Below are 15,489 nucleotides of genomic sequence, written 5' to 3'. Positions count from 1 at the left end.
AGCCGCTATGACGAATTCTCCATCATCGGCCCGGCAGAACAGCGGGCAGGAGCAGTTCCTGACGATATTGTCGCGCGAAGCTGCGCTGGCTCGCTTCGAGGCAGCGCTGTTTCCCCGCCCGTTGCCGACCGAGACGCGGACGCTGGCCGACGCGCTCGGGCTGGTTCTTGCCGAGGACGTGGCGGCGCCGGTCGACGTGCCGCCCTTCGACCGCTCCAATGTCGATGGCTTCGCGGTACGTGCGGCCGATCTGGCTGCCGCCTCTGAAACCCGTCCCGTTCGGCTTGAGCTGAATGCGGAAGCGATTGCCTGCGGCACGGTTCCGCAACTCCCCGTTCTGACCGGAACCGCCACGCCCATCGCAACCGGCGGGCCGCTGCCGCGTGGCGCGGACGCCATCATCATGGTGGAGCATACGCATCCGGTGGGATTGAGTGCCATCGAGGTGGGGCGCGGCATCTCGCCCGGCCAGTTTGTCTCCAATGCAGGATCCGACATGGCGGGAGGAGAGGTCGTGCTGCGCACCGGAACGCAAATCGGCTCGCGCGAAATCGGCATGCTCGCCGCGTGCGGAATCGCGCAAGTGGCCGTGGCGCGCAGGCCACGCGTGGCTGTGCTCTCCACTGGCGATGAACTCGTTCAGCCAGGCGAGCCGCTGCGGGCGGCCGGCATCTATGATGCCAACGGGCCGATCATCGCTGCGGCTGTCACTGAAAATGGCGGCGAAGCGCATTTTCTCGGCGCCTTCCCGGACGACGAGGCAACGCTTGAGACGGCTATGCGCGGGGCGCTCGCCGCCCACGACGTAATGATCCTGTCGGGCGGCACGTCCAAAGGGGCAGGGGATGTCACGCATCGCATTATCTGCCGACTGGGCAAACCCGGCATCATCGCCCACGGCGTGGCGCTGAAGCCCGGAAAGCCGCTTTGCCTGGCGGTGTGCGGGGGCAAGCCGGTCATCGTCCTGCCGGGATTTCCGACCTCGGCCATGTTCACCTTCCATGACATGGTGGTACCCGCCCTGCGGCGCATGGCGGGGCTGCCGCCGCGCGTCGATGCTCAGATCACCGCAAGCCTTCCGTTGCGGGTTCCTTCAGAACTCGGACGGACCGAATTCGCGATGGTCTCCCTTGTGCAAGGGCAGGGAGGATTGACGGCCTATCCGACTGGTAAGGGCTCGGGAGCGATAACATCCTTTACCCAGGCGGATGGCTTCATCCGCATCGAGGCCCTGGCCGATCACGTGCCTGCCGGTGCCGACGTAGCGGTGACGCTGTTCACGCCGCGGGTCCGCGTTCCCGACCTCGTCGTCATCGGCAGTCATTGCGTCGGCCTCGATCTGGTCGTTGGCGAACTTTCGCGTCGCGGGATTTCGGTGCGCTCGCTGTCTGTGGGAAGCCTGGGCGGTCTTGCGGCGGCCAAGCGCGGCGAGTGCGATCTCGCTCCCATCCATCTCTTCGACCCGAAGACGCGGAACTACAACGCGCCCTTCCTCGGTGACGGTCTCGAACTCGTGCCAGGCTGGCGGCGCATGCAAGGTTTGGTGTTCCGCCGAGGGGACGAGCGCTTCGAGGGCCTCGGCGCGGAGGACGCGGTCCGTGCCGCGCTCGCCGATCCCGATTGCATGATGGTCAACCGCAACCAAGGCTCGGGAACGCGTATCCTGATCGACCAACTCCTCGGCGCGGAACGCCCGGACGGCTACTGGAACCAGCCGCGCACACACAATGCCGTGGCCGCGGCGGTAGCGCAGAAGCGCGCTGACTGGGGCGTCACCATTGCGCCGGTCGCGCGTGCGGCCGGGCTCGGTCTTATCCCGTTGACCGAAGAGCACTACGACTTCGCGCTGGTTTGCGCGCGAAAGGATCGGCCCGCGGTGCACGCGTTTCTCGAAGTCCTCCAGACCGACGAGGTGCATTCGGCGCTGGAGCATGCGGGGTTCAGCCGGCCGGGTTAGCGGCAAGCAACGCGGCCAGCCGCTCGGCTTCGGCGAGGTCCTCGACTGTGTTGGCGTTGAAGAACGGGTCCACCGGCTCTGCCGGCCAGGATACGGTGGCAAGGCCGTAGCGACTGGTCCACCGGTCGATCTTGCGCAGGCCCTCGTTGGTCAACGCATGCCGCAATTCGCCCCGCAGGGCGACTTTCCAGAGACCTATGACCGGATGCGCCTGACCGCCAGATGCCGCCACCGCCAAATCCGCCCCCTCGGTCATGCGCGCCCGCTGGAGGCGTGCAACGAGGTCGCGCGGCAGGAAAGGACAATCACCGGCGGCGCTGACCACCCACTCGACGTCGGGCCTGTTGTCCGCCGTCCAATCGAGCGCGGCGAGCATGCCGGCGAGCGGCCCAGGATAATCCTCGATCGTGTCGGCAACGACTGGCAGGCCAAAACGGGCAAAGCGAACGGGGTCGCCATTGGCATTAAGCACGAGCCCCTCGCATTGAGGTCCTAGCCGTTCGATGACATGCTCGAGCATCGTGCGTCCGCCGATCACGCGCGTCGGCTTGTCCCCGCCGCCCATGCGCCGACCCAGACCGCCGGCGAGCACGACGCCCAGCGTCATGGGCCGCTCAGTCGTCATGCTCGGCACCCTTGCGGCGGTGGCGCGGCGCTTCCTCATCGACCGAAGCGATATCCTGGTCGAAGACGATCCGCTCCTGGCCCGAAAGTGCGGTGAAGCGCTTGCCGCGCGCCCGGCCGACCAGCGTCAGCCCCACTTGGCGGGCCAGCGCCACGCCCCAGGCGGTGAAGCCGGAACGCGAAACCAGGATGGGAATGCCCATCCGAACCGTCTTGATCGTCATCTCGGAGGTCAGCCGCCCGGTCGTGTACATGATCTTGTCCCCCGGATCGATGGCGTGGCGGTACATCCAGCCGGCGATCTTGTCGACAGCGTTATGGCGGCCGACGTCTTCCATATAGCAGATTGGCGTGCCCTTCCTGCAAAGGACGCAGCCATGGATCGCGCCTGCCTCCAGATAGAGCGACGGCGTGGTGTTGATTTTGTGCGTCAGCTCGTAGAGCCAGGAGGTGCGAAGCTCAGCGGGCGGGAGCGTGATGTCCTCGATCGCCTCCAGCACGTCGCCGAAGGCAGTGCCTTGGGCGCAACCCGAAGTCTGCGTTCGCTTTCTGAGCTTCTGCTCGTAGTCGGTGTTGCGCTCGGTGCGAACGACCACGACCTGGAGGTCCTCGTCATACTCGACGTCCGTCACCACATCGGTGGGCAGAAGCATGTTCTGGTTCAGCAGATAGCCGAGCGCAAGATATTCCGGATAGTCGTTGACCGTCATCATCGTGACGATCTCCTGAGCGTTGAGATAGAGCGTCAGGGCACGTTCGATCGGTACGCGGACCTCTACCGCCGCGCCTGTATGGTCGACGCCCGCAACCAGCTCCGTCAGCCGTTGGTCTTGCGGATCGGGTGTGATGATAGCGTGTTCCGGTTGGCGTAGCATCAAAGGCATGGCAGTCTCCTGACGTCGTATTCTGGCTCGCGCCTGCGCTAGCTTGCCGTATCTTACAGGCTGTTCAACCGAAGCTGATTAAAAAAAGCCGGATTGATGCGATTACGAAGAAGCCGACACGCTCGTAGAGTGGGAATATAAATGGCGCAAATCTCGGATGACTGCTTCGCTTTCGGCGGACAGATGCGGCCCATCGACGAGACTGCCGCGCTGATCGCCTCGAAACTCAGCGCCGTACAGGAGGTCGAGGCGGTCCCGCTCTTGCTGGCGGATGGGCGCGTCCTGGCAAAAAAGATGGTGGCATCGCTGCCGCTGCCGCCCTTCACGAATTCCGCGGTCGACGGCTACGCCGTGCGAGGGGCAGACCTGCCGCAGACCGTCGAGACGGCATTCGCCGTTGCCGGGAGGGTTCAGGCCGGCATGGCGGCGAATGAACCTGTGCGGCCGGGCCAGACGGTACGCATCTTCACTGGCGCTCCAATGCCCGACGGGGTCGACACGGTGTTCATGCAGGAAGACGTGAGCATCGACGGCTCCGGCAGGATCCTTCTCCCGCCCGGCCTGAAAAAGGGTGCCAATGTGCGCCCTGCGGGTGAAGATGTCGCATTGGGCGAGGCCGTCCTCCCGGCGGGCCACCGGATGCGGCCGCAAGATATCGCGCTCGCCGCCGCATTGGGGTTCACGGAACTCCAGGTCAGGCGCAGGATACGCGTCGCAGTGTTCTCGACCGGGGACGAAATCGTCGCGCCGGGAGACATGCGCGGACCGGCGCAGCTTTTCGACTCCAACCGTTTCATGCTGACGGCGATGCTCGCTCGACTCTGCTGCGACATCACCGATCTCGGTATCCTCGTGGACGACAGTAGCCTGATCGCTGAAAAGCTGAGCGAAGCGGCATTGAGCCATGACCTGATCCTGACTTCGGGCGGTGTGTCGACGGGCGAGGCAGATTGCGTGAAGGCCGCCGTCGAGAGTGCCGGAACCCTGGTGTTCTGGCGCGTCGCGATCAAGCCGGGCCGGCCGGTCGCCATGGGGGTGATCGATGGAACCCCGCTGATCGGACTTCCTGGCAATCCGGTGGCGAGCTTCGTCACCTTCGCGCATATTGCCCGCCCGGCAATCCTCGCCCTTGCGGGGGCCCTCCAGCAACCACCGACCCCGATCGCTATGCGGGCCGCCTTTTCCTATAGCAAAAAGCAGGGACGGCGCGAGTATGTGCGAGCAAGCGTACGCGCGGCCGCGGATGGATGCTACGAAGCGACGAAGTTTCCCAGGGAAGGCGCAGGACTGTTGTCATCCCTGGTCGCGACCGACGGTCTCGTCGAGTTGGGAGAGGAGATAGTCCGTGTCGAGCCAGGTCACACGGTCCAGTTCCTACCCTATTCCAGTCTTATGTGAGCGCCGTCGGATCGCGTCCTCGAAACGAGAGCCGGAACCCAGGCTCGATTGACGCGGCCAGGTCCCGTCGGGCATCATGCCGACCATGATAACCACGACGAAGCTGGATCTGACCGGGCTTAAGTGCCCTTTGCCCGCGCTCAAGACCCGCAAGGCGTTGAAAGCCTTGAGGCCAGGCGAGCGGCTCGAGGTTCACTGCACGGACCCGCTGGCGGTCATCGATATCCCCAATCTGCTCAACGAGATGGGCGAGCGACTTGAAGCGACGGAGCGCGACGGCGATCGCGTCGTGTTCATGATCGAAAAGACGCAGCCCGCGACGATGTGACGAGTTGCACCCCGTCGGCGGCGGCCCCAAGATTTGGGACGCAATGCTTGCGCTAGTCGTGCAGGGGACATGTCGTGCCTCATAGTCGACATCCTGGTCCGCGGGGTATCGTTAAGAGGTAAGGGCGTTTCACTCGGGGAGGTGAGCACATGACGATCCAGGAACGACGGCCGCGTGATCGCGGACCAAAGGGCAGGCCGCTGGATGACGCTGCGCTCGCCGAGGTTCAGGCGCTCCTGGGCGCGCGCCAGCGACGGCGCGACTTGCTGATCGAATTCCTTCATCTGATCCAGGACCGATATGGCTGCCTGTCGGCGCGGCATTTGCGGGCGCTGGCGCAAGATATGCGCTTGTCGCAGGCCGAGGTCTACGAGGTGGCGACCTTCTACGACCATTTCGACGTTGTGAAGGAAGGCGAGATGCCGCCTGCGCCGTTGACAATCCGCGTGTGCGATTCAGTGAGTTGCATGCTGGCGGGCGCCGACACGCTCCTGGCTGAATTGCAAGCGGGCGCCGATCCAGCGGCGACCAGGGTCATGCGCGCGCCCTGCATGGGCCGTTGCGCTGGCGCGCCTGCCGCGCGTATCGGTGATCGCGAGGTCGACCAGGCAACCGCCGAGGGCCTGAGGCGCATGGCCGCGGCAGCGGAGACCGGTGTGAACGTGCTCGATTATGTCGGGCTGGAGGCGTATCGGCAGGCGGGCGGCTACCAGCTTTTGCAGCGGGTACGGATTGGGGCGCTGACCACGGACGAGCTCATCGCCACCGTGGGCGATGCGGGCTTGAGGGGTCTGGGCGGTGCGGGTTTTCCCGCTGGCAAGAAGTGGCAGTTCGTGCGCTCCTATCCGGGCCCGCGTCTGATGTCGATCAATGGCGACGAGGGTGAGCCCGGCACCTTCAAGGACCGCATCTATCTCGAGCGAGATCCGCACCGTGCCTTTGAGGGTGCATTGATCGCGGCGCACGCCGTCGAGGCGGAACGGATCTATCTTTACATGCGTGACGAATACCCTGCGGTGCTCGCCATTCTTCGTCAGGAGATCGCCGCGCTCGAGGCCACCGGCATCGTCAAGCCGGGCTTCATCGAGCTCCGCCGCGGCGCTGGCGCGTATATCTGCGGCGAGGAGAGTGCGATGCTGGAAAGCATCGAGGGCAAGCGCGGCATGCCGCGCCACCGCCCCCCCTACATCGCCGAGGTCGGCCTGTTCGGACGACCGACCCTCAACCATAATGTCGAGACGCTCTGGTGGATCCGCGACATCGTCGAAAAGGGCGCGCAATGGTTCGCTGCGCAGGGCAGGCCCGGCCACCCCGGCATCCGCTCATGGTCCGTATCCGGCCGGGTGAAAAATCCCGGCGTCAAGCTGGCGCCGGCCGGCGTCACGGTGCGCGAATTGATCGACGACTATTGCGGCGGCATGGCGGACGGTCATGAGTTCAAGGCCTATTTGCCGGGCGGCGCCTCAGGCGGCATCCTGCCAGCAGCACTGGGGGACATTCCGCTCGATTTCGGCGGCGATCTGGCCAAGCAGGGCGCCTTCGTCGGCTCCCATGCTATAGTCGTGTTCTCGCAGGCCGACAATATAAAGCAGGTCACGCTCAACCTCATGAAATTCTTCAAACATGAGAGCTGCGGGAAGTGCACGCCTTGTCGCGAGGGAACCGAAAAGTTGGTGGCCATCTTGCAGGAACAGGGCCCGATGCCGGAAGACAAGATTCGCGACCTCGAAGCGGTGATGCGCGATTCGTCGATCTGCGGCCTGGGCCAGGCGGCGCCCAACCCGATCAATCATCTGCTGACGCATTTCCGGAGTGACCTCTGATGGCCGAGAGCGTGGTATTCACCCTCGATGGGCAAACCGTGAGCGCCGCCCCTGGCGAGACTATCTGGGATATCGCCAAGCGCGAGGGAACAAAGATTCCGCATCTGTGCCATGTCGACATGCCGGGCTATCGTCCCGACGGCAATTGCCGCGCCTGCATGGTCGACATCGAAGGCGAGCGCGTGCTGGCTGCCTCCTGCGTTCGCCAGCCTTCCGCCGGCATGGTCGTGAAAACCGATACCGAACGCGCCCGCAAATCGCGCGAGATGGTATTCGAGCTCCTCGCAAGCAACATGCGACCGGCGAGCGACGGTCCAGACAACCAGTCGGCATTCTGGCAATGGGCCGGTTCGATGGGGATTTCGGGCAGCCGATACCGTTCCAAGTTCACCGAGGAGGGGCTAGCGCCAGAATTCGACATCACCAATCCGGCCATTGCCGTCAATCTCGACGCGTGCATCACCTGCGGCGCTTGCGTGCGCGCCTGCCGCGAGGTGCAGGTCAACGACGTGATCGGCATGGCCGAGCGCGGCAATCACTCGATTCCTGTCTTCGATATGCACGATCCGATGGGCCTGTCGACCTGCGTCACCTGTGGCGAATGCGTCCAGGCTTGCCCGACTGGTGCGCTCTACGAGAAATCGCTGATGGACGAGACCGGCAAGACGCGTGTCGTCCAGGCGTTCGACAAGGTCGTCGATACGGTTTGCCCGTTTTGCGGCGTTGGCTGCCAGACGCAGGTCGCCGTCAAGGACAATAAAATCGTCCAGGTTGACGGCCGTAACGGTCCGGCGAACGAGAACCGGCTCTGCGTCAAGGGGCGCTTTGGCTTCGACTATGTGATGTCGCCCGAACGGCTGACGAAGCCGCTGATCCGTCGCGACGACGCGCCGAAGGCCGGCGACATTGATCTGCGCAATGTCGACCCGCTGACAGTGTTCCGTGAGGCCAGCTGGGAAGAGGCGCTGGAGCGCGCTGCCAGTGGGCTGAAACGCATCCGCGACCAGCATGGTGGCAAGGCGCTGGCTGGCTTCGGCTCGGCAAAGGGGTCGAATGAGGAGGCCTATCTCTTCCAGAAATTCGTCCGGCAGGGTTTCGGCACCAACAATATCGACCACTGCACCCGGCTCTGCCACGCCTCTTCCGTGGCCGCTCTGATGGAGGGCGTTGGCTCTGGCGCGGTCTCGGCGCCTTTCATGGACGCCATGAAGGCCGAATGCGTGATCATCATCGGGGCGCGGCCGGCGACAAACCATCCAGTGGCCGCCACCTATTTCAAGCAAGCGGCAAAGCTCGGCACCAAGCTGATCGTGATGGATCCACGCGGCCAGGAACTGATGCGCCACGCCAGTTATGCGCTGCGCTTCAAGCCGGGCAGCGACGTGGCGATGCTCAACGCGCTGCTGCACGTCATCATAGAAGAGAGGCTCTATGACGAGCAGTACATCCAGGCCAATGTCTCCGGCTTCGAGGCATTGAAGGCTAAGGTGAAGGATTTTTCGCCCGAGGCGATGGCTCCCGTCTGCGGCATCGAGGCCGGTGTGCTGCGCGAGGTGGCGCGCACCTATGCCAAGGCGGAGCGCTCAATGATTTTTTGGGGCATGGGCATTTCGCAGCACACCCACGGCACGGACAATTCGCGCTGCCTGATCGCGCTGGCGCTGATCACCGGCCATGTCGGGCGCGCCGGCACAGGCCTGCATCCGCTGCGCGGCCAGAACAATGTCCAGGGCGCCTCGGACGCGGGCCTCATCCCGATGTATTTCCCCGACTACAAATCGGTGGAGAATGCCGATATCCGCGGCCAGTACGAGAATTTCTGGGGCCAGACGCTCGACCCCAAACGCGGCTTGACCGTCGTCGAGATCGTCGACGCGATCCATGACGGCGAGATCCGGGGCATGTACATCATGGGCGAGAACCCGGCCATGTCCGATCCGGACCAGAGCCATGCGCGCGCCGCACTCGCCAAGCTAGAGCATCTGGTTGTTCAGGATATCTTCCTGACCGAAACAGCGTGGCATGCCGACGTGGTGCTCCCTGCCTCCGCGCATGCGGAGAAGCTCGGCACTTACACCAATACCAATCGGCAGGTGCAGATCGGCCGGCCGGCCGTCAACCTGCCGGGCGAGGCGCGGCAGGACCTCGATCTCATCATCGAGCTTGCCAGCCGCATGGGGCTGGACTGGAACTACAGGCACGTTTCGGATGTCTTCGCCGAAATGGCGCAAGTAATGCCGTCGCTGAAGCACATTTCCTGGGAGCGCATCGAACGCGAGGAGTCCGTCGTCTATCCTGCCGATGGTCCTGATGTTCCTGGCAACGAGATCGTCTTCACCACCGGGTTTCCGACCGCGGATGGCCGCGGGCGCATCGTGCCCGCCGACCTCCTGCCTCCCGACGAGGTGCCCGACGACGAATATCCTCTGGTGCTAACCACTGGTCGCTTGCTGGAGCACTGGCACACGGGCGCCATGACGCGCCGCGCCGGGGTGCTCAACGCGATCGAGCCCTACGGCATTGCCGCGATGAATCCCTACGAGATCAAGCGCCGCGGCCTTGCGCAGGGAGACGTGATCAACGTGGAGACGCGGCGCGGCGTCGTCGAAGCCATTCTGCGGGCCGATCGAGAGGTCGCCGATGGCATGGTGTTCATGCCGTTCTGCTTTAACGAGAGCCCGGCCAACATGCTTACCAATCCTATGCTCGATCCTTACGGCAAGATCCCCGAGTTCAAATATTGTGCCGCGCGGATCGTGCCGGCATCGAGATCGGTCGAAGCTGCCGAATGACGTTTGGAAACTGCCCGCGGAGGTGGTGTTGGGCGATGGCTGACTTGAGGAAGTCCATTGTCCGACGGCCGCCGGAATAGTCGGGCAGGCCGTCGCGAAGGCTCGCGACAGGTGGGAGGGGCTCTGTCGGCGGCCAGATGTCAGCCATAGTTGTGCGGAACGCCTTCAACTCGGCGTTTTTCTCGCGAGGTTTGATTTGGCTGAAGGCGACGCGAGATGCGATCACCGGCCGACCAGCAGCAGCCTTCCGACGAGTGCTGCTGTTAGAGTATATCGTTAGGATAGATGCCCCAAAGGCGGGTTTGCCTGACGAAGCCTGCCAGCGAATTGACCGCGACCCTGCACCATTGGCCGTCGCAGCGCACCAGTTCGACAATTACTTCCGGCGCCAGCCATGCGGTAACGAGGCTGGAAACCGAAGGCTTCCCGCGCAGCGCGATCTTGTCCTTGCTCCATGGGGCGGTTACAGCGGTCCTTCGCCCCGAAAGAAGCGGACCGAAGACCCAGCCGGATGTTCCCTGCCAGTCTCGCACGCGCCGCCAGTTTCCATATTCCTGGTAGATTTCAAGCGGAATCCTGGGCCGGACATAAACCCATTCGACGTCATATTGGGTGCCCGGTCCGACCCGCATATTCACAGGAGAACTCTTCAACGACGCGAAGCGGGGCAAGGCAATCCCATTGGCGGCAGCTTGAGGGCCAGCCTTTGTGACAGTTGCAACACATAGTGCAGCGATGAGGCAACAACGAAGGACGCTACCCGTGACGAAAAAGCCGCAACCGGCGTCTTGATAAGTCGACGAGACGACGTTGCTCCGAGGCGCACAACCGCGGCGTCTCACAGCGAAGCCCCATGCGAAGGATTGAAGAGGGCTCGAGGACATCTTTCGATATTGCCGCGTGGTCCTGGTGAGACAACGTCGGGAGAGGCGAGTTGCAGCGTTCGCATGGGCGTTCGATCCCACCTACCGAGTGAGCGCGTAGCAATCGATTTTTTTGAGCGCCAGTCGCCCGCAAGCGCGCCACGCTTCCGACTTGTTATCGAAGCCGCCATATCGGGCGCGGTAGTACACATCGCCATCTTTTTCGAAGGCCTCGGTAAAAGCAGAAGTGTTCGAAAGCAGTTTTGGCGCTTTGCGAGCCGCGAGTGAAAGGATTTCACGAGCTGCGGCCTTGCTTGGCATCGATCCAATCTGGATGATCCATTGACCTTCTTGGGTGGAAGCGGTGCTGATCGGATCGATGGCATCGGCAGACAAGGCCTGCTCCCTGGACACATCGCCCATCGCCTCAGCGGCGAAAGCGGCTCGGGAATCGGCCACCTGGGCCGGCTTCCACGTCGGAGTGGGCACCGATGCGTTCGAAGCCGCGGAGGCGACCAATGCGCTTTCTCCGCCACGATCGATCCTGAACCGGTCCGGACCGTTGGAAGCCTTAGCCAGATAGCGGCTGATGAGACGCTTCATGCGTGCATCTCGGCTCCTGACCGTATGTCCGCCCATCACCACCGCGACGATGCTGCGGCCCTGCGCCTCGACGGAAGAAACCAGGTTGAAGCCCGAGGCATTCGTGTATCCCGTTTTGATCCCATCCACGCCCTTCACCCGGCCGAGCAGATGGTTGTGATTGCCGAAGCGCCGACCTTTGTATTTGAAGGATCGGGTGTTGAAGTAGGAATAATAGCCAGGGTGATGATCCCTGAGCGCCAGGCCAAGGCGTGCCATGTCGCGCGCCGTGGTCTTCTGGGCTGTGTCGGGCAGTCCGTTAGCGTTCCTGAACGTGGTGGAGGTCATTCCCAACTGTCGTGCTTTTTGCGTCATGAGACGTGCAAAGCCGACCTCCGACCCGCCGAGGAACTCGCCAATGGCCGTCGCGGCATCGTTGGCGGACTTCGTTACCAGGGCCAATATGACCTGTTCGACGGTGATCGTTTGACCCTGCTTCAGTCCGAGCTTGGAGGGCGCCTCGTTGGCAGCATTGGCCGATACCGGTATTGCCGTGCCTTTCGAGATCCTGCCGCTCTCGAGGGCGTCGAAGATGAGGTAGAGCGTCATCATCTTGGTGAGAGATGCTGGATAGCGCGGAACGTCCGCATGATCTCTGTAGAGGGTCTTGCCGGTCTTGGCATCGATGACAATGGCTGAAAATCTGGAATTGGCCTGCACGGCGGAAGCAGAGGCGGCGCAAAACACGATGACGACCGAGATCCTCAAGGCGAATTTCAACAATGACGCCGGCAAGGCGACAAGCTTCTCCAATACCAGATACATTCGCCCGCCCGTCGCCGCTCCGTGTAAAATGTGGCCGGGCGATCCGGCCATCGGATCACGAAGCTAGGCAGGCACCGTTACCAATTGGTTATCGCATTCTTAACGAGAGGCCTCAAATTGTCTCGGCTCTATCCCTCGATTCCGCACCAGATAAGGTCGGCCGCCGTGACGGTTCGCGGAACGCCGCACGGCTCGAGGCGCGCATCGATTGCGGCATCGACTACCAGGATGCTTCCGCGGAAGACAAGTCGATCTTGCTAGAAGATTCTATTCCACATCCTCAGGTCCGTACCCTAAGCGCTTGCTCCATCCTGTCGGCGATCTGTGTGACGATATAGGCAATCACCATGTAGATCACGACGGCAATCACGAAGGCTTCGAGATAGTAGAAATTCAACGCGGCGGTCAGTTGTGATTGCGCGAAGATATCGACAACCTCGATGGCGAATCCGAGTGAAAGCGCCTTCATGATAACCATCATCGAGGTTGTCAGATCGGGAATTGCTGTCAGGGCGACCTGGGGAAATAGCACCCGTCGAAACAATTGGCCCCTTGTATAGCCAAGCGAATAGGCTGCGTCTGCCTGACCGGTGTCAAAGGCGTTGAGGGCTCCTTTGATAATCTCGGCCTGGAACGCGGCGACACAGCCGGTCACCGCAATGACAAGGATAACCCAATTGGGCGTTTGGTGGGCGTTGAAGTCTATGCCAACCAATGAAAACAGAAACTGAAGCGCGGGGGGAAGACCGAAATAGGCGAGGAAGATCACGATCACCATCGGAACGCCCTTGAAGACGACCTTGTAGGCCATGACGAGCTCTCGCAGTGCGGGAATCCGTCTATATTCCACAAGCGCAAACAGGCTGCCGACCATCGTCGAGAGCACGAAGATCGTGAGGGCCATTGCAAGCGTTACGGGTACGGCGCCCAGAATTTCCCGCGAGTCCTGGAGCAGGATATCGGTCTCAAACATGGTCAAATACCCTTGTTAGGTCACACGCTCGCGATCAGTGTGTTCTTGATCTGAGCAGATGTCGTAGCCTCCGGTGCCTGCATCGGGGAACGAAGCTCGAAGAAGCGGACGATGAGCCATGCGATCAGGCACATCACCGAATAGATGACCGCCAGCACGAGATAGGTTTCGAACTGGTACTGATTATAGTCGCGCTCCATGATCAAATGCGCGGTCGCCATGACATCCGCCGCCCCGATGTACATCACCAGCGCAACGTTATGGATCAGGTAGATGACGGAGTTCCCGTAGCCCGGCAATGCGAAGTGCACTGCTTGTGGCCCGATGACCCGCGTGATTTTCTGGCGAAAGGTATATCCAAGACTGTCTGCCGCATCATGCTGGCCGCGATCGACGGCCAGATATGCAGGTCGCAGGACTTCTGACAGGTAGCCGCCGTGATAAAAGCTCAATGCCACCATCGCAGCGATCGTCGGCGAGAAAAAATCTTCGGAGCCGAACAGGATTACCAGCAAGGGAAGCCCGTAAAACGCAACGAACAATTGGAGGACGACGGGAACACTCCGGGCATAGGATACGTAGAGATCCGCCAGGTGACTGATCACTGGCACCCTGCGGACCCGGAGTGTTGTCGCAAGGAGAGCTAGGCAGAACCCAGCAATGAGGGCCGTAAAAGTGATGGCCAGCGTCAGCGGCAACGCCGAGAGCAACTCGGGAATCATAGCAGAAACGTCCACTTGGAACACTCCTTCTTGCAGTTCTGCCTCAACGCCGGCTGTCCAGATGCAGCTGAGGACGCCTTGTTACTTCATGTATTTCACGATGTCCTCGCCGAACCACTTCTGCGAGAGCTTGTCGATCGTGCCGTCGTCCTTCAGTTCCTTGAGCACCTTGTTGACGTCCTCGGCCAGGATCTTGTTTTCCGCTGACCGGTGAATCAGCATGTACGTGTTGTTGCTGTAGACCGGATCGGATGCGACGATATCGAGCTTCTTGTTGTCGATGACCGCCTGCTCACCGAGGTTAGACGGTAGAACCAATGCGTCGAACTTGCCGTTCTGAACTTCATCCAGGCGGTTCGGGTAGGGGATCCCGGCGCTCGATGCCGTGACGTCGAGCTTGTATTGCGGATTCTCTTTCTGCCAGTTCATGATGAACTTGTAGGTTCCGCCACCGGCTGTGGTCGGAACGATCCTCTTGCCGACCAGGTCCTTCATTTCCTTTATGCCGCTGTCTTTCTTGCTGTAGATTTTCATCAGACTGGCGCCCATCGGGTTCTCTGGAATGATGAATTGCTTCTCTCGCTCGGGCGACTTGTAGTAGCCACCTACGGCGATGTCGTACTTCCCGGTGGCAAGGCCGGTTTCCTGGGCGATATCAGAGACACCTTCCATTTCGAACTTGTATTGCGGCAGCTTCGCATTGATCGCCCTCAGAAGATCGGGCTCATAGCCTTGCGGTTCGACGCCGATGGCGCCCCAGGCCAGCGGCTTGGATTCGGCAGACGTCGCGATCTTGATCGTCCGGACGGTCTGACCATAGCTGGTCCCCGCGGTTGCAAGGGCAATTGCGATGCCACCAGCGACGGCCAGGACATAGCGGCGGGAAAAACCGGATGTGATTGCAGACATTTCTTGGGTTCCCTTCTTGTTGAGCTATTGAAAAGCGAGTTCTGACTGCAGGAATTGAGCCAGTCGTGGACTGGAAGGCGCGTCGAAGATTTCAGCCGGATTGCCGTCGGCGGCAACCACGCCACGGTCCATGAAAACGATCCGGTTCGAGATGTTCTTTGCGAATTGCATCTCGTGGGTCACAAGCAGCGACGTGATCCCTGACGACGTGACATCCTTGATCACCTTCAAAACTTCACCGACAAGTTCAGGGTCCAGCGATGACGTAGGCTCATCGAAGAGGATGACGTCAGGACGCACCGCCAGCGCGCGTGCGATGCCGGTGCGCTGGAGCTGGCCGCCCGAGAGCTGGGATGGATAGCTGTCTCGCTTCGACGAGAGACCGACCCGATCGAGCTCTCTGAGCGCGATTTCCTGCGCCTCTTCCCTGGATTTGCGCTGCACCACAACGAGCGGATCCATCACGTTCTGGAGGACCGTCATGTTCTTGAAGACGTTGAACTGCTGAAAGACCATCGCGGTCCTCAACCGGATCGCCTGGACAGCGGCCTTGTCGGCACGCTGGTAATCCATCCGAATCTGATCGAACGCGATGGTTCCTGACGACGGCTTGGCCAGATAGTTGATGCATTTCAGCAGCGTGGTCTTGCCGGTGCCGCTGGGGCCGATGATCGACACCACGTCACCCCGCTTTACCGAGAGATTGACGCCGTTCAGGACCTGCGTGCTTCCGTAAGACAGCTTTATATCTTTGAGTTCAAGCATTGCTGGTTGGCCCTTCGGAAAGTGTGGGACGGACTGGCTTGACC

Annotated in this window: 13 protein-coding genes; 5 read left to right on the top strand and 8 right to left on the bottom strand. The window is 61.8% G+C overall.

Going from position 1 to position 15,489, the window contains the following annotated elements:
• Positions 1 to 7: 7 nt before the first annotated feature.
• The gene (locus LB545_RS15040) at positions 8 to 1,957 is read left to right on the top strand and encodes a molybdopterin biosynthesis protein (protein ID WP_224705365.1); all 1,950 of its coding nucleotides are present in this window, start codon (positions 8 to 10) and stop codon (positions 1,955 to 1,957) included.
• Here the strand turns inward: LB545_RS15040 and mobA are convergent.
• Entirely contained in the window at positions 1,941 to 2,582 is a 642-nt protein-coding gene (gene mobA, locus LB545_RS15035; RefSeq protein WP_181167225.1) for a molybdenum cofactor guanylyltransferase MobA, read from the bottom strand. The two genes, LB545_RS15040 and mobA, sit on opposite strands and share 17 nt — an antisense overlap.
• Positions 2,572 to 3,456 carry a formate dehydrogenase accessory sulfurtransferase FdhD gene (locus LB545_RS15030; protein ID WP_140499459.1) on the bottom strand — a complete coding sequence of 295 codons (885 nt, stop codon included), beginning with the start codon at positions 3,454 to 3,456 and terminating at the stop codon, positions 2,572 to 2,574. Before LB545_RS15030 ends, mobA begins: the two co-directional genes overlap by 11 nt.
• A 150-nt stretch (positions 3,457 to 3,606) precedes the next feature.
• Between LB545_RS15030 and glp the strand changes: the two genes are divergently transcribed.
• From glp to fdhF, 4 genes are all read left to right on the top strand, one after another.
• Entirely contained in the window at positions 3,607 to 4,863 is a 1,257-nt protein-coding gene (gene glp / locus LB545_RS15025; RefSeq protein WP_224705363.1) for a gephyrin-like molybdotransferase Glp, read from the top strand.
• A gap of 76 nt (positions 4,864 to 4,939) precedes the next feature.
• Positions 4,940 to 5,191, top strand: a complete 252-nt coding sequence (locus LB545_RS15020) for a sulfurtransferase TusA family protein (protein WP_224618804.1) — start codon at positions 4,940 to 4,942, stop codon at positions 5,189 to 5,191.
• 149 nt (positions 5,192 to 5,340) lie between these two features.
• Positions 5,341 to 7,014, top strand: coding sequence for an NAD(P)H-dependent oxidoreductase subunit E (locus tag LB545_RS15015; protein WP_224705362.1), 1,674 nt, complete (start codon positions 5,341 to 5,343; stop codon positions 7,012 to 7,014).
• A complete protein-coding gene (fdhF, locus tag LB545_RS15010; protein WP_224705361.1) occupies positions 7,014 to 9,806 on the top strand; it encodes a formate dehydrogenase subunit alpha in 2,793 nt (930 codons plus the stop codon). The genes LB545_RS15015 and fdhF overlap by 1 nt, the downstream gene beginning before the upstream one ends.
• Before the next feature lie 263 nt (positions 9,807 to 10,069).
• On the opposite strand, the gene LB545_RS31010 is transcribed toward fdhF, so the two are convergent.
• The 6 genes from LB545_RS31010 to LB545_RS14980 all read right to left on the bottom strand — a co-directional run bounded on the left by LB545_RS31010 (position 10,070) and on the right by LB545_RS14980 (position 15,445).
• A complete protein-coding gene (locus LB545_RS31010; protein WP_281405101.1) occupies positions 10,070 to 10,444 on the bottom strand; it encodes an SH3 domain-containing protein in 375 nt (124 codons plus the stop codon).
• A 327-nt stretch (positions 10,445 to 10,771) separates the two neighbouring features.
• Positions 10,772 to 12,076 carry a D-alanyl-D-alanine carboxypeptidase family protein gene (locus LB545_RS15000; protein ID WP_140763606.1) on the bottom strand — a complete coding sequence of 435 codons (1,305 nt, stop codon included), beginning with the start codon at positions 12,074 to 12,076 and terminating at the stop codon, positions 10,772 to 10,774.
• A gap of 280 nt (positions 12,077 to 12,356) precedes the next feature.
• Positions 12,357 to 13,049 carry an amino acid ABC transporter permease gene (locus LB545_RS14995; RefSeq protein WP_140499342.1) on the bottom strand — a complete coding sequence of 231 codons (693 nt, stop codon included), beginning with the start codon at positions 13,047 to 13,049 and terminating at the stop codon, positions 12,357 to 12,359.
• Between the two features lie 20 nt (positions 13,050 to 13,069).
• Positions 13,070 to 13,786, bottom strand: coding sequence for an amino acid ABC transporter permease (locus LB545_RS14990; RefSeq protein ID WP_140499340.1), 717 nt, complete (start codon positions 13,784 to 13,786; stop codon positions 13,070 to 13,072).
• Between the two features lie 66 nt (positions 13,787 to 13,852).
• Positions 13,853 to 14,680 (bottom strand): transporter substrate-binding domain-containing protein, encoded by an 828-nt coding sequence (locus LB545_RS14985; protein ID WP_140499338.1) that lies wholly within the window; start codon positions 14,678 to 14,680, stop codon positions 13,853 to 13,855.
• A 24-nt stretch (positions 14,681 to 14,704) separates the two neighbouring features.
• The gene (locus LB545_RS14980; protein WP_140565601.1) at positions 14,705 to 15,445 is read right to left on the bottom strand and encodes an amino acid ABC transporter ATP-binding protein; all 741 of its coding nucleotides are present in this window, start codon (positions 15,443 to 15,445) and stop codon (positions 14,705 to 14,707) included.
• Positions 15,446 to 15,489 lie beyond the last annotated feature (44 nt).

This window comes from Mesorhizobium sp. BR1-1-6 (genome assembly GCF_020165355.1).
In the GTDB taxonomy this organism is placed as follows: domain Bacteria; phylum Pseudomonadota; class Alphaproteobacteria; order Rhizobiales; family Rhizobiaceae; genus Mesorhizobium.
The sequence above is the reverse complement of the archived record's forward strand: the minus strand, read 5'-3'. Positions and strand labels throughout refer to the sequence as shown.

Bases quoted from the DNA above. Each gene is read 5' to 3' on its own strand.
- LB545_RS15040 (WP_224705365.1), top strand. From the start codon at position 8: ATGACGAATTCTCCATCATCGGCCCGGCAGAACAGCGGGCAGGAGCAG.
- mobA (WP_181167225.1), bottom strand. From the start codon at position 2,582: ATGACGACTGAGCGGCCCATGACGCTGGGCGTCGTGCTCGCCGGCGGT.
- LB545_RS15030 (WP_140499459.1), bottom strand. From the start codon at position 3,456: ATGCTACGCCAACCGGAACACGCTATCATCACACCCGATCCGCAAGAC.
- glp (WP_224705363.1), top strand. From the start codon at position 3,607: ATGGCGCAAATCTCGGATGACTGCTTCGCTTTCGGCGGACAGATGCGG.
- LB545_RS15020 (WP_224618804.1), top strand. From the start codon at position 4,940: ATGCCGACCATGATAACCACGACGAAGCTGGATCTGACCGGGCTTAAG.
- LB545_RS15015 (WP_224705362.1), top strand. From the start codon at position 5,341: ATGACGATCCAGGAACGACGGCCGCGTGATCGCGGACCAAAGGGCAGG.
- fdhF (WP_224705361.1), top strand. From the start codon at position 7,014: ATGGCCGAGAGCGTGGTATTCACCCTCGATGGGCAAACCGTGAGCGCC.
- LB545_RS15000 (WP_140763606.1), bottom strand. From the start codon at position 12,076: ATGTATCTGGTATTGGAGAAGCTTGTCGCCTTGCCGGCGTCATTGTTG.
- LB545_RS14995 (WP_140499342.1), bottom strand. From the start codon at position 13,049: ATGTTTGAGACCGATATCCTGCTCCAGGACTCGCGGGAAATTCTGGGC.
- LB545_RS14985 (WP_140499338.1), bottom strand. From the start codon at position 14,680: ATGTCTGCAATCACATCCGGTTTTTCCCGCCGCTATGTCCTGGCCGTC.
- LB545_RS14980 (WP_140565601.1), bottom strand. From the start codon at position 15,445: ATGCTTGAACTCAAAGATATAAAGCTGTCTTACGGAAGCACGCAGGTC.